This is a genomic window from Pedobacter suwonensis (genome assembly GCF_007833675.1).
Lineage (GTDB): Bacteria > Bacteroidota > Bacteroidia > Sphingobacteriales > Sphingobacteriaceae > Pedobacter > Pedobacter suwonensis.
Genome location: NZ_CP031708.1, coordinates 1,653,677 through 1,674,578 on the forward strand (window position 1 = coordinate 1,653,677; position 20,902 = coordinate 1,674,578).

17 protein-coding genes are annotated in these 20,902 nt (G+C 37.6%); 10 read left to right on the top strand and 7 right to left on the bottom strand.

Annotated elements, in window-relative coordinates; genetic code table 11:
* Positions 1 to 48 precede the first annotated feature (48 nt).
* Together DV942_RS06795 and DV942_RS06800 are read left to right on the top strand one after the other, a co-directional pair.
* Entirely contained in the window at positions 49 to 858 is an 810-nt protein-coding gene (locus tag DV942_RS06795; protein WP_145856279.1) for a 3-keto-disaccharide hydrolase, read from the top strand.
* Between the two features lie 30 nt (positions 859 to 888).
* Positions 889 to 1,587: an SDR family oxidoreductase gene (locus DV942_RS06800; protein ID WP_145856281.1), complete on the top strand. Its 699-nt coding sequence runs from the start codon at positions 889 to 891 to the stop codon at positions 1,585 to 1,587.
* 188 nt (positions 1,588 to 1,775) lie between these two features.
* Here DV942_RS06800 and rplI read toward each other — a convergent pair whose 3' ends face one another.
* The 4 genes from rplI to DV942_RS06820 form a co-directional block, all read right to left on the bottom strand.
* Complete coding sequence (rplI, locus tag DV942_RS06805; protein ID WP_090982638.1) at positions 1,776 to 2,219, bottom strand: 50S ribosomal protein L9; 444 nt, start codon at positions 2,217 to 2,219, stop codon at positions 1,776 to 1,778.
* Positions 2,220 to 2,231: 12 nt separating this feature from the next.
* Positions 2,232 to 2,495 carry a 30S ribosomal protein S18 gene (gene rpsR / locus DV942_RS06810; protein WP_010599582.1) on the bottom strand — a complete coding sequence of 88 codons (264 nt, stop codon included), beginning with the start codon at positions 2,493 to 2,495 and terminating at the stop codon, positions 2,232 to 2,234.
* Positions 2,495 to 2,851, bottom strand: coding sequence for a 30S ribosomal protein S6 (rpsF, locus tag DV942_RS06815; protein ID WP_090982636.1), 357 nt, complete (start codon positions 2,849 to 2,851; stop codon positions 2,495 to 2,497). The genes rpsR and rpsF overlap by 1 nt, the downstream gene beginning before the upstream one ends.
* A 589-nt stretch (positions 2,852 to 3,440) precedes the next feature.
* On the bottom strand, positions 3,441 to 4,034 hold the full coding sequence (locus DV942_RS06820) for a hypothetical protein (protein WP_145856283.1): 594 nt from the start codon (positions 4,032 to 4,034) through the stop codon (positions 3,441 to 3,443).
* Between the two features lie 182 nt (positions 4,035 to 4,216).
* Here DV942_RS06820 and DV942_RS06825 point away from each other — a divergent pair, with 182 nt between their 5' ends.
* Positions 4,217 to 5,080, top strand: coding sequence for an AraC family transcriptional regulator (locus tag DV942_RS06825; RefSeq protein WP_145856285.1), 864 nt, complete (start codon positions 4,217 to 4,219; stop codon positions 5,078 to 5,080).
* A 76-nt stretch (positions 5,081 to 5,156) separates the two neighbouring features.
* On the top strand, positions 5,157 to 7,454 hold the full coding sequence (locus DV942_RS06830) for a TlpA family protein disulfide reductase (protein WP_145856287.1): 2,298 nt from the start codon (positions 5,157 to 5,159) through the stop codon (positions 7,452 to 7,454).
* 459 nt (positions 7,455 to 7,913) lie between these two features.
* Here the strand turns inward: DV942_RS06830 and DV942_RS06835 are convergent, their stop codons facing one another.
* Positions 7,914 to 8,660: a DUF3108 domain-containing protein gene (locus DV942_RS06835; protein WP_145856288.1), complete on the bottom strand. Its 747-nt coding sequence runs from the start codon at positions 8,658 to 8,660 to the stop codon at positions 7,914 to 7,916.
* Between the two features lie 136 nt (positions 8,661 to 8,796).
* Between DV942_RS06835 and DV942_RS06840 the strand changes: the two genes are divergently transcribed.
* Positions 8,797 to 10,623 carry a DNA polymerase III subunit gamma/tau gene (locus DV942_RS06840; RefSeq protein WP_145856290.1) on the top strand — a complete coding sequence of 609 codons (1,827 nt, stop codon included), beginning with the start codon at positions 8,797 to 8,799 and terminating at the stop codon, positions 10,621 to 10,623.
* 91 nt (positions 10,624 to 10,714) lie between these two features.
* On the opposite strand, the gene DV942_RS06845 is transcribed toward DV942_RS06840, so the two are convergent.
* On the bottom strand, positions 10,715 to 11,119 hold the full coding sequence (locus DV942_RS06845) for a hypothetical protein (protein ID WP_145856292.1): 405 nt from the start codon (positions 11,117 to 11,119) through the stop codon (positions 10,715 to 10,717).
* A gap of 314 nt (positions 11,120 to 11,433) precedes the next feature.
* Here DV942_RS06845 and DV942_RS06850 point away from each other — a divergent pair, with 314 nt between their 5' ends.
* Positions 11,434 to 12,516 carry a hypothetical protein gene (locus DV942_RS06850; RefSeq protein WP_145856294.1) on the top strand — a complete coding sequence of 361 codons (1,083 nt, stop codon included), beginning with the start codon at positions 11,434 to 11,436 and terminating at the stop codon, positions 12,514 to 12,516.
* 191 nt (positions 12,517 to 12,707) lie between these two features.
* On the opposite strand, the gene DV942_RS06855 is transcribed toward DV942_RS06850, so the two are convergent.
* The gene (locus DV942_RS06855; RefSeq protein ID WP_145856296.1) at positions 12,708 to 14,927 is read right to left on the bottom strand and encodes an NADP-dependent isocitrate dehydrogenase; all 2,220 of its coding nucleotides are present in this window, start codon (positions 14,925 to 14,927) and stop codon (positions 12,708 to 12,710) included.
* An 846-nt stretch (positions 14,928 to 15,773) separates the two neighbouring features.
* On the opposite strand from DV942_RS06855, the gene DV942_RS06865 reads away from it, so the two are divergent.
* From DV942_RS06865 to DV942_RS06880, 4 genes are all read left to right on the top strand, one after another.
* Positions 15,774 to 16,976: an ankyrin repeat domain-containing protein gene (locus DV942_RS06865; RefSeq protein ID WP_145856300.1), complete on the top strand. Its 1,203-nt coding sequence runs from the start codon at positions 15,774 to 15,776 to the stop codon at positions 16,974 to 16,976.
* Between the two features lies 1 nt (position 16,977).
* Positions 16,978 to 18,330 (top strand): ankyrin repeat domain-containing protein, encoded by a 1,353-nt coding sequence (locus DV942_RS06870; RefSeq protein ID WP_145856302.1) that lies wholly within the window; start codon positions 16,978 to 16,980, stop codon positions 18,328 to 18,330.
* 257 nt (positions 18,331 to 18,587) lie between these two features.
* Positions 18,588 to 19,160 (top strand): hypothetical protein, encoded by a 573-nt coding sequence (locus tag DV942_RS06875; protein WP_090982611.1) that lies wholly within the window; start codon positions 18,588 to 18,590, stop codon positions 19,158 to 19,160.
* Between the two features lie 370 nt (positions 19,161 to 19,530).
* Positions 19,531 to 20,850: a PQQ-dependent sugar dehydrogenase gene (locus DV942_RS06880; RefSeq protein WP_145856304.1), complete on the top strand. Its 1,320-nt coding sequence runs from the start codon at positions 19,531 to 19,533 to the stop codon at positions 20,848 to 20,850.
* Positions 20,851 to 20,902 lie beyond the last annotated feature (52 nt).

Consider the following 20,902-nt stretch of genomic DNA (forward strand, 5'->3'; position numbering starts at 1 on the left):
TCACTAAACCACAAAAACCAGATAGCAGAACCACCAATAATTATATAAATGAAAATACCAAGCTACCTATTGCTTGCCCTTTGTTTTTGGGGCTGCAGCACCATTAAAAACACCAATAACAAACCTGAAAAGTGGGTAACACTTTTTAATGGAAAAGACATTAAAGACTGGAATGTTAAAATCCACCACCACGATTACAATGTAAATTTTGGAAATACTTTTAGGGTGGTTGATGGTATAATACAGGTGCGGTACGACCAATACGGTGATTTCAATGATCAGTTTGGCCATCTTTACTACAAAACGCCTTTCTCCTATTACCATTTAAAGTTAAAGTACCGTTTTGTAGGTGAGTTGCAAAAAGGGGCACCCAGTTATACGCTACGTAATAGCGGTTTAATGTTCCATTCGCAGGATCCGAAAACAATGCCTAAGGAACAAGACTGGCCAATTTCGATTGAAATGCAGTTTTTAGGTGGTTTGAGCGACGGTAGGCCGCGCCCGACAGGAAATATGTGTTCGCCAGGTACCGATATTTTTTATAAAGGTAAATTGTATGATGGCCATTGCCTGGATTCTAAATCAAAAACATACGATGGCGACCAGTGGGTATCTGCTGAACTGATTGTGCTTGGCGATTCGCTGGTTACGCACATCATCAATGGCGATACGGTGTTACAATATAGCAAACCCCAAATTGGTGGAGAGGTGGCTAACCGTTACGACCCCAAAATTAAAATAGATGGCAAAGCACTTCAATCTGGTTTTATTGCTCTACAGAGCGAAGGTCAGCCTGTAGATTTTAAAGATATCCAGATCATGGAACTTCCTCACCACAATATGAAAAAATCTAAGTAAACATTTTTCAATATCATACGTTACAACAACATGAAAGTTGCATTAATTACAGGCGGAAGCAAAGGAATTGGTTTCGGCATTGCCGAATCACTTTTAAAAGAAGGCTATAAGGTAGCCATTACAAGCAGAACGATTGCCAGCGCAAATCAGGCTGCATCTCAATTGGTAACACATGGAGATGTATTGGCTATTGAAGCAGATGTTGTAGATTTTAAATCTCAGCAGGATGCTGTAGATCTGATACTCGAAAAATGGGGACAATTAGATGTACTGATTGCCAATGCTGGTATTGGTCATTTTGCACCGGTTGACGAATTAGACATTAATTTGTGGAAAGAAACGATTGATACTAATTTAACGGGTGTTTTCTATAGTATCAAAGCTTCAGTTGAAGAGCTTAAAAAGACCAGGGGCCATATATTTACCATTTCGAGCCTGGCAGGCACAAACTTTTTTGCAGGAGGATCTGCTTATAATGCCAGTAAATTCGGCTTAACAGGCTTTACCCAATCAGTGATGCTTGATTTAAGAAAGTATGGTGTTAAGGTAAGTACCATTATGCCTGGATCGGTTGCGAGCCACTTTAATGATCATCAGCCTGACAGTGAAAACGATGCCTGGAAAATCCAGCCAGAGGATATGGGGAAACTGATTGTTGATTTATTGGCCATGCCGGCAAGAACGCTGCCCAGCAAGGTGGAAATCAGACCTACTACACCGAAAGGGTAAAAAGGAAGGATGATGTGTGATGGAAAATGTAGTTAAGTTTAAACAATTTATTGAATAAAACTTAATAGATCAGTAATTATGGCTAAATTAATCTTCACCATCATCCATCTTACATTCTTACCTCTTACATCCAATAAAAAAGGCCTCTTGATTTGATCAAGAGGCCTTTTTTATTGATTAAAGAATGCTTATTCAGCGATTACTTCAAAAGGAACCTGAACTTTAACTTCTTTGTGTAAGTTTAAGTTAGCAACATATTCGCCAACAAACTTAGGTTCAGTTTCGAAAGTAATACGGCGACGATCTACATCAAAGCCTTGGGCTTTTAATGCTTCAGCAATCTGGATGGTGTTAACCGCTCCGAAGATTTTTCCGCTTTCGCCTGCTTTGGCACCGATTGAAAGTTTAACCTCAGCTAAACGCTCAGCAACACCTTCAGCATCTTTCTTAATTTTATCTTGTTTAAAAGCAGCTTGCTTTAAGTTTTCTGCCAATACTTTTTTAGCAGAAGAAGTAGCTAATGCAGCAAATCCTTGAGGGATTAAATAGTTACGGCCAAAACCTGGCTTTACTGTAACTACATCATCTTTCTCACCAAGGCCTTTAATATCTTGTTTTAAAATAATTTCCATATCTCTAGCCTCCTATTTTAATTGATCAGCAACGAAAGGTAACAAACCGATATGACGGGCACGTTTAACAGCCTGAGCCACTTTACGTTGGAATTTTAACGAAGTACCGGTTAAACGGCGTGGTAACAATTTACCTTGATCGTTAATAAATTTCAACAAGAAGTTTGCATCCTTGTAATCGATGTATTTAATTCCGTTTTTCTTGAAACGGCAATATTTTTTACGGTTATCCTCTACTTTAGGGGCAGTTACGTATTGTATTTGTTCTCTTGCCATTACGCTGCAACCTCCTTAGTTTTTTTGTTAAAAGCACCACTACGCTTTTTCTCATTGTAAGCAACAGCGTGTTTGTCTAAACGGATAGTTAAGAAACGTAACACACGCTCATCGCGTTTTAATTCAAGCTCTAATTTTGCGATCAAATCTCCTGAAGCTTTGTATTCAGTTAAGTTGAAGAATCCATTTGATTTTTTTGCAATTGGATACGCTAATTTTCTCAAACCCCAATTATCTTCCTGGATAATTTCGGCTCCGTTATCAGTTAGAACTGCTTTGAATTTAGCTAATGCCTCTTTCGCAGCCTCTTCAGATAACAACGGGGTTAGAACGATAACAGTTTCGTACTGATTCATTGTTATAATTATGTTTTTAATTTTTTAATCCCGAGGTATATTACGGGGATGCAAAAGTAATAATATATTTCTTAAAATCAAATGATTAATTGGATTTTATATCCTGAAAAACATTGAGGTAAAACGGATGAAAGAAAATGGATGAAGGAAAATGGTTAAGGGAAGACGGAAAATGGAAGATGGAAAGCGAATTGAGAGAAGAAAATGAAAATAAAAAAAGTCGCATAACATCTTACATGCCCATTTTACATAAAGGTAATCAGATTTTTATCTATCGACAGGAGTCTTGCAACATCATCCATCTTACATACCCCATCTTACATAAAGGTAATCATTTTATCCATCGAAAGCAGTCTTGCGACATCATCCATCTTACATACCCCATCTTACATAAAGGTAATCAGATTTTATCCATCGAAAGCAGCCTTGCAACATCATCCATCTTAAATACCCCATCTTACATAAAGGTAATCAGATTTCATCTATCGATGGCAGTCTTGCAACATCATCCATCTCACATACCCATCTTCCATAAAAAAGGGAGTTCGTCTATCCGACAATCTCCCTGGATCAATTAGCTGTAAAGATTTTAATACGTTTCTATCGTTTTTACAAAACTGTCATCATTGTATTTAACCACAAAGGTTAATTCTTTAGAATCAGTTTTGCTGATATTGAATTTTTTTACCAGTTGCGATTTATCCTTGAACACCTCATTATAAACCACATCATTGTATTCGTTATACACGCTAACTTCTACCGGATTGTTTTCCAGGTTTTCAAGATTAAGCGTAATGACCTGATCTTTTTTGGTATAAACAGGTTTAAATACGTTAGATATCTTTGGCTCAGAAACAATTGCTTCACCATTTTTAATCACAATATTATATTTAGCAACCTTTACATCCGATTCTGCCTTTAACGTATACTTTCCATCGGGAAGTTCATTCAGGTCATAGATTTTGCTGGATGCCGCCGGAGCATGGATACTTTCTTCAAACAAAACCTCATCGTATGCATCAATTAATGATAAATTGATATTTTCTGCTTTATCTACAGAGAAACGGATGAATTTTTCCTTTTCACCTTTTATCTTCAATGTAAAATCACCATCGTTAGCGTGTACACCCGTAGCAGTAAAAATTAACGCTGCTATTAAACCGATTTTTAAGAACTTTTTCATAACCAATATTTTTAAAGAGTTAATCATTATATGACACCACTAAGGTACGGAGGCAGTTGAAAGATAGGTGATTGCATATTTTCCAATATCTATGCTATATTACCCTCCATTACCTGTTATTTTAACAAAACCTATAATAAAGCATATTTTTTATTTATTTTAGAAACGTAATCCAGCAAAATATGAAGCCAAGCTTTGAGGTTGTTGAACCTTCTTTCGGAAGTTCATTTTATTATTCAAAATATATGGAGAATGCTAATAACATGGCGCATCTCTGGCATTACCATCCTGAAATTGAAATGGTGTTTGTTAATGGCGGTGCCGGAAAAAGACAGATCGGAAGTCACGTTTCCTATTATACCGAAGGCGACCTGATTTTAATTGGCAGCAACCTGCCCCATTGCGGCTTCACCGACACCAATACAGGAAACAAAAACGAAACCGTCATCCAGATGAAACCCGATTTTTTGGGCAGTATTTTTTTGGGGCTGCAGGAAATCAGAGGCATACAAGACCTGTTTGATAAAGCAAAGGCGGGAATAGCTTTTGGCAGGGAAACCATGCTGGCAGTTGGCCACCGGATAGAAATGATGGACGAGCAGTTACCTTTCGAGCGACTTTTAACCTTATTGAGTGTCTTAAAAGCACTTGAACTGGCTAAAGATTATAAAATATTAAACGCCGATGGTTTTTCGATGGAAATGCAGGTGCAGGATAACGACCGTATTAATATGATTTTTAATTTTGTAAAAGATCATTTTCAGGAGCAGATCAGTTTACAGTATGTTGCCGAAATGTCGAGCATGACCGTTCCATCCTTTTGCCGTTATTTTAAAAAGATTACGAAGAAAACATTCACCCATTTCGTAAACGAATACCGTGTGGTGCATGCCTCTAAACTTTTGGCAGAAAAGCAGACCAGCATTGCCAATATTTCTTACGAAAGCGGATTCAATAACTTTAGCCATTTTAATAAATTATTTAAAGAGTTTACGGGCAAAAGCGCTTCGGAATACAGAAATGAATTGAAATCTGTAATTAAATAATTCATACTGCTTATTTAACAGAATTTAACAGGCAATAGCCGTTTTTTTAGTTATACTTGTTTTTCGATCTAAAGCAATGAAAAACAGTTCTCTCCATCAAAAAATCGCACTGGCCTTTTTTCTGTCCATAGTTACATTTAGCCTCCATGCTCAAAAAACAATCAACAATCCCTCTGTTGGATTTAATAGCACCGCAAAAAATCTGAACATCAAAAAAATAGTAATATCAGATACCGCTACCGTAGTATGGTTTACCACCACTTACCCTGCTGGCCAGTGGATTAGAATACCAAAAGACACCTACATACAGGACAATATCAGTTCGACTAAACATTATATTAAAAAAACGGTTGGCATACCATTAGCACAATATTTTATGCCAAAAACAGGCATAGTATCTTATCAGCTTATTTTCCCAAAAGTAAGTGCAAAGGCAACAAGCATTGATTATGGAGAAGCGGGCGATAATGCGTGGAAAATTTACGATATCGCCCTGCAGGAAAGCAGAACTTTACTTCCAAAGTTTATGTATTCAAGCTGGTTTAATAAACTCACCGGTGATCTCGAAATTGCATTTTTCAATAAAGAGGTAGTTTACAAAAACAAGGTTTGGTCGTATAAAAATATCGTTAAAACAAACACTGCAAATACGGCGATATTGATTGCTAATGGAAAAGAAACCAGACAACTTTTGGTTAATGAGTTAAAAAACGAGAGGATTAACCTTAATGCTGATCATAAAACCATCCAACTGAGCAAAAAACAAGTTGATTGCAAACGAACGATCAGCAAAGAAACTTATAAGCTTCCAATCTTTAAAAATGATAGTGCAACTTTTAGTGGTTACATTAAAAACTACAGCCCCAAACTAGGCATCAAAACCATGATGTTATCTATAGATAATATTATTACGGGAGGACAGGAAAATCAGATCATAAATATACAGCCAAACGGTTACTTCACCACTAAAGTAGGAATCTATCATCCAGAAACCGTTTTTCTTAGGTCAGGACTCTTCAATGTAAACGACATTTACCTTGAACCGGGTAAACCTTTGTTTATCATTTTAGGCGATGAAGAACTCATATATGAAGGTCCTTTGGCGCAATTAAATGAAGATCTTAGCCTGTTAAATAAAATTGATTTATTCAATTACGATGATATGAAAAAGAAGATCGTTAATATGAAACCTAACGATTACAAAACTTATTTACTAAACCTTCAAAAAACTGAACTTACTAAGTTAGATTCCATCCGTCAATTGGGAATGCTTTCGGAGAAAGCTTACCAGATCAAAAAAATAAATATCATCTGCAGCTATGCCAACCATATCATTGAGTATAACTGGAATTACGAATCAGCTGATAAAGAAAATAAAAAAGCGGTCGAAAAATACCCAAATGATTACTATAATTTTTTCAACAAGAAAATCATTAATGATGAACTTTCAGTAATCAGTGCAGATTACAACACTTTTATTAACCGATTTAAATTTTTACCGGGAATTAAACCTGAAAGCTATAGCTATACATATAATTATGCTGCGATGTTTCGTGTGCTAAGAGAAAATAATATTACACTTACCGATCTGGATAAATCTTTCGAAAAATTCATTTCAGCAGATGGACTTTCGTTAAATATAGACAGCGTGGATAAATCCACACAAGATGCCTGGCTCGAAAAACGTGGTGATTTTATAAAAATCTTTAACAATAAATACGCTTCAGACTTTTACTTCAAAAAAATCGATTCAGCATTTAATATCAGCAAAGGGATTTTGTTTGATATCATGAGGGCACAGGATATTTCAGAGCCGATTGTTGATGAACTCTCTCCAATTCAGGACGACAATCTGGATTACGCCCTATCAGATATCAGGAATCAATTTATAAAAGATTATATTAAGCTCAAAAACAATGAGACCCAAAAACAGATTATCGCCAATAAACAAAATGGGGGTTATTTTGTAAATGAAACGCCAAAAGTAGAAGCAGATAAAATTTTAGATACTATTGTTAGCAAACATAAAGGCAACGTTATTTTAATTGACTTTTGGGCAACCTGGTGTGGCCCTTGTCTTAATGGAATTGCTCAAATAAGACCTTTAAAAGAAGAAATGAAAGACAGGAATGTGGTATTTGTTTACATCACTAACGAAAGCTCCCCTTTAACTACCTACCAAAATCTAGTACCTACCATAAAAGGGCAGCATTATCGGTTAAAAAGCGATGAATGGCGTTATTTAGCTGATAAGTTTAAAGTTACAGGTATTCCGCACCAGGTATTGATCAATAAAGAAGGTAAAGTGGTAAACCCAGCTTTGAAATTTATGGATAACGGAGAAGTCAAAAAACTATTGGAAAAATACTTGTAAAAAAGCAGATAGCGAGATGAATAAATTCCTGCTACCAGCTATAATAATTACTATCTGCGCATCGCTTTTATGCTCAATATGTAGAGAACAAACTTATTAATTTCAAAAATAAATGACAATGCCCATAAGAAAATAGAGAAACTAATTACTTATGGGCGTCTGTTCTGCAACGAGATTTTTGAAACCGGCCAAACATTACGGTTCCTGTTAAAATCAACCATTATGGGAACATTTAAAAAAAAACCATAAAAAATAGTATAATGCACCATCATCATCAACCTAATTCTACATGCCGGCCAAACATGAGGCTGTTATCATGAAGGGTAGCGATTTTTCACCGCAGTTAAAAACATCATTAAATAACTGCAGAAAGATATGATATGTAAAAATAGATAGCACCACTTATGGCAACTTTAATGCATTTGAAGCAAGCCATAAACAGTTTTATAACCTGCATAATTAATACTGCTTCACTTTTATACGATAGCTACCTTTATAATATTCCTTCATTTTAATTACCTCTTTTGATTTCTCGGTTAGCCAGAAAACGGCATAACTATCCGGGCTATAATTAATTTTTAGCAGCCAGCATTTAGCTGTTAAATCTGCATTCAATTTCAGATCATCTTTACCGACCACTTCATAACGATGGTAGGTGGCTGCCTTTTCGTTGGTATCGAAAAAGGAAATATCAAACTGCTGACCAACTTTTTTAATTGGCAATAAGGCATAGGTTTCCAAATCCAGCTCCCATGAAATAACCGGTATATCCAGTTTAACAGAACCTCTTTTTGTTGCCTCATTGTTTTTTACGGTGTCAGATGGCTGCATCAAGCCATTTTTATAATCATATGCCAAAATACCCCTGCGTTTATAATTGGCATAATGATAAATCGGAGACATTGTTTTACGGTCGCATATATTTGTTATTGTAGCGAAAAGAGAATCGTTGTGAAGCCATTTCCAACCAAATTCCACAACTTCATTTTTATCCCTTTTTGTAAAGGTGGTTGTCCTTTCCCATATATCTCCGACAGTCCGTTTTGTTTCAAGAGAATCGGTCATATAAACCAAATAACTGTTTTTTCCCTCTTTCAGATTGCTCATGACCAGTTTATGGTTTTGTGCATTTACAGTATCAACCTGTGCCTTCGAAGTGCCTGAAAAAGATAATACTATCGCGCTAATAAAAATTAATATTCTCATATATAAAACTTTACGGTTAGATAAAATCTCTTATTAAATGTTACGTAATCTTTGATAAACTATTTCAATATTTCAACTTTTCCACATTCCAACTTTTCAATCTCACAACACCTAAATTTTTCCTATTTTCGTGCCGATGGAAAATTTTATCGTTTCTGCCCGTAAATACCGCCCAGCCACCTTCGAAACCGTTGTTGGTCAGCAGCATATTACCGGCACGTTAAAAAATGCCATTAAAAACAACCAGCTTGCCCAGGCATTTTTATTTTGCGGACCACGCGGAGTCGGTAAAACTACCTGCGCACGGATCCTCGCGAAAACCATCAACTGTACCAACCCTACAGCCGATATGGAAGCTTGTGGCCAATGTGACAATTGCCAATCTTTCCAGAACGGACATTCATTTAATGTACACGAATTAGATGCAGCCTCCAACAACTCTGTTGATGATATCCGTAGTTTAATTGAGCAGGTTAGAATACCGCCACAAGCGGGAAAATACAAAATCTATATCATTGATGAGGTTCACATGTTATCGCAAAGTGCATTTAATGCCTTTCTGAAAACTTTGGAAGAGCCACCATCTTATGCTATTTTTATCCTGGCTACAACCGAAAAACATAAAATCCTGCCAACTATTTTATCGCGTTGTCAGATTTTTGATTTCAACCGTATCCAGGTAGAAGACATTGCAAATCACCTGTCAAAAATAGCTCAGCGTGAAAATATTGCTTTCGAGAGCGATGGTTTACACATTATTGCGCAAAAAGCAGATGGAGGATTACGTGATGCCCTTTCCATGTTCGATCAGATTGCCAGTTATGCAAACAAGAACATTACCTATAAGGCGGTAATTGACAACCTCAATATTTTAGATTACGACTATTTTTTCAAGCTTACCTCCTATTTAACCGCAGCAGAAGTGAGTCAGACACTGCTTTTGTTCGATGAAATTCTGAACAATGGTTTTGATGGCAACAACTTCATCAATGGTTTGGCCAGCCACTTCCGTAATTTATTAGTAGGTAAAGATGCCGCTACCGTTAAATTGTTAGAAGTTAGCGAAAATATTAAACAAAAATATCTTGAGCAGTGCAGGCAAACCGAATTATCATTTCTGTTAACCGCATTGAATTTAGCCAATACCTGCGATTTAAATTATAAGAACTCTAAAAATCAGCGTTTACAGGTAGAGTTGGCACTCATTAAAATGTGCCATATCCGATCGGTCGTCAATCTAGCACAACAGCCTTTAAACACTAGTAACACAGCAACTGACGCAGATCAGGATAAAAAAAAAACTAATGTCGTAGCTGAAACAGCCGAAAACCCAAAACTGAAAGCTGAAAGCGAAAAGATAGTTTTAGTACCAACACCAACCGTTAACATCCCGGTTCAGCCCGCCGCCCCATTAGAAGAAAAAGCGAAAGAAAGCGCGCGGATGAGTGTTCCTCCTCCATCTGCAACGTCCATTAGCATCAATATCCCAAAGGCTAAAGCAACGGGCATGCTAATTCCGTCTTTAAACGATTTCGACCGCATTGCGCAGGAGGAAGAAGATAAAGGACCAAAAAAAGCAACCGGTGAAGCCCGCGAGGTTTTTAGCTATGACCGCCTACTGGAAATCTGGAGCATATATACACAAAAACTTAAAGCTGCTGATAAAATTAACCTTTTTACCATTTTAAACAATTTTGCCCCTACCCTGCTAAACCCCGAACTGATTGAGATCTCGGTAGAGAGTAAAACGCAGGAACATCTTGTGCAACAGGAATCTGTTGAGCTTTTAAATTTTTTACGGAACGAACTCCGGAACTTTGGTATAGAGGTTACCTATAAACTGGTAGAACGTAAAATAGAAAACAGGCTTTATGGTAATCGGGAGAAATATGATTATCTGGTAAACAAAAATCCTAAGCTGGACGAATTACGCCGGAGATTTAATTTAGACATTAACCCTTAGTCAGTTTACAGTGGGCAATTTTCAGTTTACAGTGGGTAGCTTTTAGATAAACTTAACCTTAAGATGCCCACTGTAAACTGTATACTGTTAATTATTGCTCAGCATCATTAACCGGATAACCTTCTTCATCTAAATCGTCACGGTTATCTTCTGGTGTACGGGCAAGAATTTCATCTTCAGGACTAAGTTTTACACTTTCCCCATTATCTACGTGCATGCCGAGTTCCTCTAAATTATCTTCAGCAATTTCCTCATTTCGCGCATACTCATCGCCAACATAAGGGTTAGCCTCATCATAGGTAGAATCATCATCTCTGGCACCTGCTGCAACCGTTTCATATCCCATCGGATGATCGTATTCTTTATCTGTTCCCTTTACATCGAGTTCAAAACTCTGCTTAGTTTCATCATAAGCAAGATTCTCTTTATTAATTTCGCTATTTTCTGTGGTGCTATGTATTTTATCCTGCGATCCTTTATTTTCGTTAATTTCCATGATATAAGTTTACTTTAATTTATACTGTATAACAAAGCGGTATAGATATGGTTTTTCTTTAACCGTAAATTCTGTTATTATTTGGGCGTGCCCCAAGCTGCGCAAGGGTCGGGCTATACACTACAAGTCCTCGCCATTCGTTCCTCATGGCTGTGGGCTTTCCGTTGCTATCCCTCACGCATGGAAAATGCGATTTATAAGTCGGTTAACTAATAGAGATTGATATATCTTAATCACGTTTTATTTCTCTAATAATTGTTACCCATCGGTCGTCATCCCGACTGGAGCACAGCGAAATGGAGGGATCTGTATAGATGATTTCAGAGAGCAATAACAATTTTATATTTTATAAAAACAATATCTATCACATTTCTGCTAAACCAGACCTGCCCTTTGCTAAGGAAAACCGTAAAATATATCATTATCAAGTATATAGTTTTGAATATAATAACAAAAAACAAACTATGGCATTTTTAGATCACAATGGGGAAAGTGAATTTCCAATGTCGAAAGACAAAGTTTTTGAAGCAATGTTAATTGCAGTTCCAACAATTAAAGGATTACAGATCGAAAACGCAGATAAACTACAAGGTCGGTTTATGGTAAAGGCAGGAGTTAGCTTATACAGTTGGGGCGAAAATATACCCATACAACTAAGTGAGATTGCAGAAAACAGAACCAAAGTTCAAATAACCTCATCGCCTAAAACAGGGATTATGTTTGGTGGAGCATTCGACATGGGGAAAAACAGGAAAAACATTGAAAATATTCTTTCAAGTACCTCCAGAATATTATCATCTGAAAATCAACCAAAAATATATGAAACAAATTTATTGTCTTTTCAAACAGATGATTTCCAGACAAAGTTAAATCCAAACTTTACACGTCCCGGCAATTCAAATCCCTGGTACGAAAAAACCTGGTTAACAATAATTTTATGTATAATCTTTTTCCCTGTGGGCCTTTATGCCTTATGGAAAAACTCATCTATATCTAAAGTATGGAAAATTGGAATAACTATAATAATATCGTCAATTGTATTATCAAATTTAGGTGATAAAGCTAAACCCCAAACGGAAACTCAAAATAGAGTTGAAAAAGAACAACCAAATCCTTCTATAAAAGCTGAAACAGTTAAAAATACAGAAAAGGACGTGATTGACGTAGCAAAAGAAGAAATTATCCAAAAATTAAAGGCAAAAGCGAGAAAAGATTGGCCTGATGATTATACCACACAGGAATTTTGGATTAATGAGCAAATTAATGCTTATGAATATATGTTAACTATCGAAAATAATTCAATAAAAGCCAAGGCTCAACAAGATTGGCCCCTTGACTATACAACTCAAAAATTTTGGTATGATGAACAAATCGAAGCTCAAGAACGTATGAGATAAAACCAACTCATTATTCTATCGGTTGATGCCTCGCAGGAAGAAACAATATAAAAGAGTTGTCAACTTCCATACAAAAGGCATATTAAAGTTGACAACTCACAAAAAAGCGTCCCGATTTTTACATCAGGACGCTAAATATTTCAAGAGTTGCCAACTTCCATGCTGGAAGCCTGTTAAGCTGACAATTGGGTTTACAAACTTGCCAAAGCCGTATTTAATGTTTCACTTGGACGCATCGCTTTGCTGGCTAATTCATCATCAGAGTTATAGTAACCGCCAATGTTTTGAGGTTTACCCTGTGCACCAATCAGTTCTTCATTAATTTTTGCTTCATTTTCTAACAAAGCTTTTGCCAATGGGGCAAATCTAGCTTGTAAATCAGCATCTTTACTTTGTGCCGCCAAAGCTTCGGCCCAATATAATGCCAAATAGAAATGAGAACCACGGTTATCGATGGTACCTAATTTTCTACCAGGTGATTTATCAGTTGCCAAAAATTTAGCATTAGCCTCATCTAAAGCATCGGCCAAAACCTGCGCTTTTGCGTTATTTTGGGTTTGCGATAAATGCTCTAAAGAAGCCTGAAGCGCCAGAAACTCGCCTAACGAATCCCAACGCAAATAACCTTCCTCAATAAACTGCTCAATATGTTTTGGCGCAGAACCACCGGCACCGGTTTCGAACAAACCGCCACCGTTCATCAAAGGAACGATAGATAACATTTTAGCAGACGTTCCTAATTCTAAAATCGGGAATAAATCTGTCAGATAATCACGCAGTACGTTACCGGTAACCGAAATGGTATCTAAACCTTTGCGGATACGCTCCAAAGTAAATTTAGTAGCTTCGATCGGAGCTAAAATGCGAATATCTAAACCTGTGGTATCGTGATCTTTTAAATAAGTATTTACTTTAGCGATAATCTCTCTGTCGTGTGCTCTTTGCTCATCTAACCAGAAAACTGCCGGCGTTTCTGACAAACGCGCCCTGTTTACGGCTAATTTTACCCAATCCTGGATTGGCGCATCCTTAGTTTGGCACATGCGGAAGATATCGCCCTTTTCTACTTTCTGATCAAAAAATACCTTACCATCAGCATCAGTAACACGGATAGTTCCTGCGCCGGTAGCCTGGAAAGTTTTATCGTGCGAACCGTATTCTTCAGCTTTCTGTGCCATTAAACCAACATTTGGTACCGAACCAATCGTGGTTACATCGAAAGCGCCATGGGCTTTACAGTCATCGATGGTTGCGGTATAAACACCGGCATAACAACGATCTGGAATCAAAGCGATAGTATCCTGAAGTTTACCTGCCGCATTCCACATTTGTCCAGAAGTACGGATCATTGCCGGCATAGAAGCATCAACAATCACATCACTTGGCACATGTAAATTCGTAATTCCTTTATCAGAATTAACCATAGCCAAAGCGGGACCATTTTCAATAGCCTGCGCTAATGCAGCTTCTACTTCAGCCTGTTTTGGGTTGCCTGCAATTTTTGCATACACATCACCTAAACCGTTGCGGGTATCAATATTTAATTCTTTAAAAAGATCGGCATATTTGGCAAAAACATCTGCAAAATAAACCTCAACAATGGCTCCGAAAATGATAGGATCAGAAACCTTCATCATGGTTGCCTTTAAGTGTGCAGATAATAAAACACCAGCGGCCTTGGCTTCAGCAATTTCTTTAGCTACAAAAGTTTTCAAAGCAGATAAGCTCAATGCCGAGCTATCAATCACTTCTCCTGCTTTTAATGGCGATAAACCTTTTAATTCGGTTACAGTACCATCAGCAGCCACAAATTCTATTTTAAACTGACTTGCTTCAGCAACAGTAGTCGACTTTTCTGAACCATAGAAATCGCCTTCAGTCATGCTGGCTACTCTGGTTTTCGAATCTGCAGACCATTTACCCATGGAGTGCGGGTTTTGTTTAGCGTAATTTTTAACCGCTTTAGGCGCTCTGCGATCGGAGTTACCTTCACGTAAAACCGGGTTTACAGCCGATCCTAAAACTTTGGCATATTTAGCTTTTATTGCTTTTTCTTCATCGCTTTGTGCATTATCAGGATAATTTGGAAGAGCAAAGCCCTGCGACTGAAGTTCGGTTATTGCACCTACCAGTTGTGGGATAGAAGCAGAAATATTTGGTAATTTGATAATGTTTGCTTCTGGCGTGGTTGCTAAAGTACCAAGCTCTGCCAGTGCATCACCAATTTTTTGATCGTCTTTTAAATACTCCGGAAAGTTGGCCAAAATTCTTCCTGCTAAAGAAATATCTCTGGTTTCTACATCAATACCCGCTGACGCAGTGAAAGCTTGTACGATAGGTAAAAGTGAGTAGGTTGCCAGCATTGGCGCCTCATCGGTTTTGGTGTAGATAATTTTTGATGTATTTGACATGTTATATTGATTTTGCTTATTAAGTTTAATTATTCGATCGGTTTATTGCATTGCAAACCAATCTTTTTAAAATCGCCTAAAGATAAAATAATCGAATGAATTAAGGAACACAGTAATGTTATTTATGGTTTGGATGTGCAATTCATTTATTAAAAATCCATAATCCACTATAGCGTAAAAAGATGTAAAAAGATGATATCTTTTTTTGGAGCGCAGGGTCATTCGCATTTTTTAATGTTATTCCTGCGCTCCGCTTTATTCCGGCGAAAAGCCGGGATGCCCGCTCCGATCAGGGCTAGAAACTTTGGTTTGTGCTACGGAAAATCGGCATAGTAGCAGAAAAACAACCAGGCTAAACCTGATCGAACGAATGCCATTTTTCATGGCAGGAGGTAGAGCAGGAAGAAAATAACAAATGGAATACTACAATTGCTTTTCTAAAAACAGGAATCATAAATTTAAGATGGCCGGTATTTGGAGCGCAGGGTCATTCGCATTTTTTAATGTTATTCCTGCTCTCCGCTTTATCCCGGCGAAAAGCCGGGATGCCCGCTCCGATCAGGGCTATAAACTTAGGTCTCTGGCACGGAAATCTGGCATAGCAGCAGAAAAACAACCAGGCTAAACCTGATCGAACGAATGCCATTTTTCATGGCAGAAGGTAGAGCAGGAAGATATTAACCTATGGAATGCTGCAATTGCTTTCCAAAAAAGCAACTAACATCAATTCTTTATCATTCTGATTTACTGCAACATTCTCAATTATTTTAAATTGCTCAAATTCTTTGGCTAAACTTTTGTAGCAGAAACTGCCAGTAACTATCTATTTTAAATATTTTAATTGAAATGAGCGAAACGACCTTAGATCAACTATTAAATGCCCGGAAATTTGACGAAGCCAAAAGCTTCATGCAAAACGGCGAAAAACTCTCCAAAAACCTGCAGGACTATCAGAAGTCATCCATTTTCGATAACCTTATTAAAGAGAAACAGTACGAAATCCTGAATATGATGGTGAAAGATAAAACCATCGAAACCGACATTTATGAATTCGACAATTTTGATAAAAGCATTTTCCAGAGTATTGTCCGCAATCTCGGCAATGATGAGGAAGATATCAGTTTCTTCAACGAATTTATTGGCCATTTCGATAACCTGAACGATGAAGTGAATGCAAAAACCTTATTGGGTTATCTTTTAGAAAATGGTGTTGATTTAGGTGTAATCAAAGCCTGTATCGACGCCGGATGCAATGTAAATTTTAAAAACAATGCAGAAGAAAACTATATCCACCAGGTAGTAAAAAGCAATTTGCGCCGGTATAACCTGAACGATGAACAAACTACTGATTTATTAAAAGGATATATCGACATCCTTATTAATGATGGTGTTGATATCAATGAAGGTAATATTGTACAGGAAACCCCTTTAATTATTGCAATAAAGTTTAACAAGAAAAATTTAATCGAATACTTGCTCGAAAAGGGTGCAGATCCGAACCATACCGACCGCGATGGTAATTCGGCATTCTTCTATGCTGTAGCACATGCCCAAAGCGAAAACATGTACGATACCCTTCGCAATTTTGACGCTCCGGCATTTGATCAGGTAAATAAAAAAGGAGAAACACTGTTGTTTGAATATGTTCGTATGATGTCGGAAAGTGAAAGCGGAATCAGCTTCCTTAAAAAACTGTTAAATGATGGTGCCGATTTATATCAACCCAGTGCCTGGTATGGTGCAGATAAAATTCCTTTAGATGTAATCGCCGAGAAAAAAGCCGGTATTTTGGAGGCCGTTTTAGAAAGCGGACAGGTAGATATTAACAGAACTGATGACAAGGGTTATACCTTGCTGCACAAAGTTTGCGCATATAATGTAAACTATGAGCCTGAAAAAGCAAAAGAAACTTACCGGAAAGTGAAACTCCTGATCGAAAATGGCGCTGATACCAACCTGAGCAATGATAAGGATCAAACAGCTTTAATGCTGGCATCGGATGATAACCTGAAAATAAAAACTGTTGAACTACTCATGAAACAATCTTAATATGTCGATGTCATTTATTATTGCCTGCGAAAGCGGCAAACGGAAAATCGCCGAACTTTTATTGACCAATAATGAAGTAGAAGTAGGTTATACGGATGAGAAAGGCCGAACTGCATTGCATTACGCTGCACATCATGGCTACTTAGATCTGGTAAAAATTTTAATCGAACGCGGTGCAGATTTAGATTACGAAGACCACGACGGGGAAACACCTTTTTATTTTGCCTGCCTGCAAAAACAGAAACAAACCGCGCTGTACCTATTAGATAAAGGAGCAAGGGTTGACATTAAAGACCTTAAAGGAAATAGTTTATTGCATTTAACTGCCCAAAACGGACAGATTGAAGTTTTAGAAAAGTTGCTTGATAAGGGCCTGGATGTTGACAATGAAAATAACGAGGCAGAAACGCCCCTGCTTATCGCATCGGCCTGGAGAAACAAAGAAGTTGTACAAAAATTATTGGATTTTGGTGCCAATATTAATACCACCAATAAAAATGGCGATTCGCCACTGGTTTTTGCGGTTAAATCTAAAAATGTGCCAATGGTTGAGCTATTAATTGATAAGGGCGCCAACATCAACCACGTTAACCATGCTGGTGAATCAGCACTTTTGCTGGCCTGTTACGATGCTAACCGGATGTTAACCAAAACATTGGTTGAAAAAGGTTCAGATGTTTTTGTATCTTCAAAAAATGGCTTGTCGCCGATCTGGTATGCCTGTGCCAATAATCAAAAAGAGATTGTTGATTTATTTTTGGCCAATGGTGTGGATGTAAATTACTCCAAGCCTATTTCTGGCAACGATGATTCCATGTATTCGTATCTGGAGTGGGTAGAAACAGCTAACAACATATCCATTTCGGCCAGTTTCTCTTTTGATAACAATTACAATTACGGAGGCGAAAGCATGTTACATGTAGCCGCGAAAAGTGGACATTTGAGCATGTTAAAGCTGCTGATAGAGAAAGGTGCAAACGTAAATATTCAGGATGAAAGCGGGAACACAGCACTACATTATGCCGCAGCAAATGGTAAAAAAGATGCCGTTAAGTTTTTGCTCGAAAAATCTGCGGATCCATCTATTGTAAATGTGAAAGAGCAAAAAGCCATTGATTATTCGAATATTAAAGGCTTTAATGAAATTACGGAGCTCCTTTTAAAATACGGTCCTGCCGCTAATCCATACGTTCAGGCTTCAAATATAAAATCTGCAGAAAATGTTGTTGAAGTTCCGAAAAACGATATAGCAACTAAAAAGCAAGCCTTATTGGATTTAAAAGAATTATTAGATGCCGGAATTTTATCACAGGAAGAATTTGATGCAGAGAAAGCGAAGATTTTGAAAGGTTAAGTTAATCCCGCAGTCATCATTTCGGGTTTAAATTTATTTCATAAAAATATAAACGACTTAAAATTGTAAAGATTACTCCCATAGACGCCGTCTCGAGCGGAGAGCAACGTAGTCGGGAAATCTATAAAGCTGAATTTATCCCCGCCTGCACAGGCGGGCGTTTCGCTGCGCCTAGCAAGGTTTAAAATTTCTACTGAAAGATATTGTCGGATAAATTTTTAGTTCTAAATTTATCCGACAATATAATGCTCACACAAATGAAAAATCTTACTAAAATCAGATCACCATTATTTAGCCTTCTTCTACTCTCCATCTTTATATACGCCTGTTCTCCGAAATTGTATGTTGACGAAAGTAAACGTTATCAGGCGGGTACATTATCTGAAACACAAATCGATTCGCTGCATACTTTCTTAAAACAAAACGAAAGGCTCAGTCTAAAAGATACCATCATTATTAAATACGATTTCAATAAAGACGTTTGCTGGAATGACCTTAGCTACCAAAACGCAGAATTCCTGAACAATGTGAGGTGGGCCTTTCAAAAAAACATTCAGGAAAAAGCGGAGGCCAGGCCAAAAGTTGCTATTTACCAATACCGGGAACCGGGAGAAAGTTTCAGCCCGATTAAATCGAAGGGTTTAGAAATTGAAACTGATTCGGGCTTCCTTAGAAAATTATTATTTAAAGAGGTTACTACCTGCGGAACTTCAGCTATTATCCTTCCAAACGGAAAATTTCTACTGGTGAAATCAGATCCGCAATTTTCTGCGCTGATTTTAAATGCCAAAGATATTGAGCAAAAATTACAGGAAAATTTGGTTAGATAAGGCTAAAAAAAATCAACCTTGAATTTAACAAAATTTAACTAAAACATTAGGTTAATGTTCGTAATTTAGTTTTTATAATCGCTTTCAAATGAATAACCGGAACCTAATGTTTAATACCTTAAGCTAAAAATAACGCCTTTTTGTTGTCCGTTCTTGTACACCAAACAACGATTTCAATTTAAATGTATGCCATAAAGGTACTTTCCTGCCGTTATTAACAGGGAAAATAATATGCGCTCTCCAGGAAGGTGCTCTCGGGTGCTTTCCTTTTATTATTTAAGCCTTGGGCAATTATGCTTGCGCTAAAAACTTCTCTCCTTTTTCGATGTTATCTTTTTAAGATAAAAACCTTAATCAAAAACCGGTTAACATGAAAAATAAGATTTTTTACGCATCAGTACTTTCTACTGCCTTCCTGTTTGGATGTCAATCCAATTCGAATTCGCAAAAACAAGGAGAAGATACTACGGTAACTACCAAAATCGGAGCGGTAGATTTGCCTGCACCAGATACCAATGCGGCCAAAAACAAATTCAGCAAAGTAATTGGCTGGCCTGACGGGAAAACACCTGTTGCGCCTGAAGGCTTTGTGGTTACGAAATTTGCAGCCAACATTAAAAGCCCACGCAACACCTACATCACACCAAATGGCGATGTATTGGTAGCACTTTCCAACTCAGAGAGAAGTACTGTCGAAGCGGTGGCCAATAAGGTAACGGGCAAAGCAAAGTCAGAAGTACCAGGAAAAAGCGCCAATACCATCCTTCTCTATCGTGATGAAAATAAGGATGGTAAACCCGAAATGGTGACCACTTTTTTAAATGGCCTGAACCAGCCTTTCGGCATGCTGATTATTGGCAATTCATTTTATGTCGCTAATACCGATGGCATCTGGCAATATCCTTATAAACAAGGCGATACCAAAATAACTGCCACAGGTAAAAAGATTTTGAGCCTTCCTGCTGGTGGTTATAATAACCACTGGACAAGGAATCTGATTGCCAATGCAGATAAAAGCAAGATTTATGTAACTGTCGGATCGGGCAGCAACATCGGTGAAAATGGAATGGAAAATGAGGTAAGAAGGGCCAATATCTTAGAAATTAATCCTGATGGAACCGGTGAAAAGATTTATGCCAGCGGTTTGCGGAATCCTGTCGGGATAGACTGGGCACCAGAAACAAATATGCTGTGGACAGCGGTCAACGAACGCGATGGATTAGGCGACGATCTCGTTCCAGATTACATCACAAGTGTTAAACAAGGTGCATTTTACGGTTGGCCATATTCCTATTATGGTCAGAATGAAGATCCCCGCTTAAAAGGACAGAACCCGGAAATGGTTAAAAAAGCAATTGCTCCGGATGTGGCGGTTGGTGCACATACGGCATCATTAGGGCTGGCTTTCTATAAAGACAAAAAATTCCCGCAGAAATATCAGGGAGGTGCGTTTATAGGCCAGCATGGTTCATGGAACCGATCGGCTATTTCTGGATATAAAGTAGCTTTCGTACCTTTTAAAAATGGAAAACCAATTGGAAAACCGGAAGATTTTTTAACCGGTTTTATTGCTGATGAGGAAAAGGCAGAAGTTTATGGCCGTCCGGTTGGCATTACCTTAACGCCTGACGGTGCTTTATTGGTGGCAGACGATGTGAGCGGTGTAATTTGGAAAGTAGCTGCAAAATAATTTAAAATTAGCCACAGATTATCAGAATATGCAGTAAATTTATTCGCTAATC

Coding starts and splice junctions, on each gene's coding strand:
- DV942_RS06795 (WP_145856279.1), top strand. CDS start 49: ATGAAAATACCAAGCTACCTATTGCTTGCCCTTTGTTTTTGGGGCTGC.
- DV942_RS06800 (WP_145856281.1), top strand. CDS start 889: ATGAAAGTTGCATTAATTACAGGCGGAAGCAAAGGAATTGGTTTCGGC.
- rplI (WP_090982638.1), bottom strand. CDS start 2,219: ATGGAAATTATTTTAAAACAAGATATTAAAGGCCTTGGTGAGAAAGAT.
- rpsR (WP_010599582.1), bottom strand. CDS start 2,495: ATGGCAAGAGAACAAATACAATACGTAACTGCCCCTAAAGTAGAGGAT.
- rpsF (WP_090982636.1), bottom strand. CDS start 2,851: ATGAATCAGTACGAAACTGTTATCGTTCTAACCCCGTTGTTATCTGAA.
- DV942_RS06820 (WP_145856283.1), bottom strand. CDS start 4,034: ATGAAAAAGTTCTTAAAAATCGGTTTAATAGCAGCGTTAATTTTTACT.
- DV942_RS06825 (WP_145856285.1), top strand. CDS start 4,217: ATGAAGCCAAGCTTTGAGGTTGTTGAACCTTCTTTCGGAAGTTCATTT.
- DV942_RS06830 (WP_145856287.1), top strand. CDS start 5,157: ATGAAAAACAGTTCTCTCCATCAAAAAATCGCACTGGCCTTTTTTCTG.
- DV942_RS06835 (WP_145856288.1), bottom strand. CDS start 8,660: ATGAGAATATTAATTTTTATTAGCGCGATAGTATTATCTTTTTCAGGC.
- DV942_RS06840 (WP_145856290.1), top strand. CDS start 8,797: ATGGAAAATTTTATCGTTTCTGCCCGTAAATACCGCCCAGCCACCTTC.
- DV942_RS06845 (WP_145856292.1), bottom strand. CDS start 11,119: ATGGAAATTAACGAAAATAAAGGATCGCAGGATAAAATACATAGCACC.
- DV942_RS06850 (WP_145856294.1), top strand. CDS start 11,434: ATGATTTCAGAGAGCAATAACAATTTTATATTTTATAAAAACAATATC.
- DV942_RS06855 (WP_145856296.1), bottom strand. CDS start 14,927: ATGTCAAATACATCAAAAATTATCTACACCAAAACCGATGAGGCGCCA.
- DV942_RS06865 (WP_145856300.1), top strand. CDS start 15,774: ATGAGCGAAACGACCTTAGATCAACTATTAAATGCCCGGAAATTTGAC.
- DV942_RS06870 (WP_145856302.1), top strand. CDS start 16,978: ATGTCGATGTCATTTATTATTGCCTGCGAAAGCGGCAAACGGAAAATC.
- DV942_RS06875 (WP_090982611.1), top strand. CDS start 18,588: ATGAAAAATCTTACTAAAATCAGATCACCATTATTTAGCCTTCTTCTA.
- DV942_RS06880 (WP_145856304.1), top strand. CDS start 19,531: ATGAAAAATAAGATTTTTTACGCATCAGTACTTTCTACTGCCTTCCTG.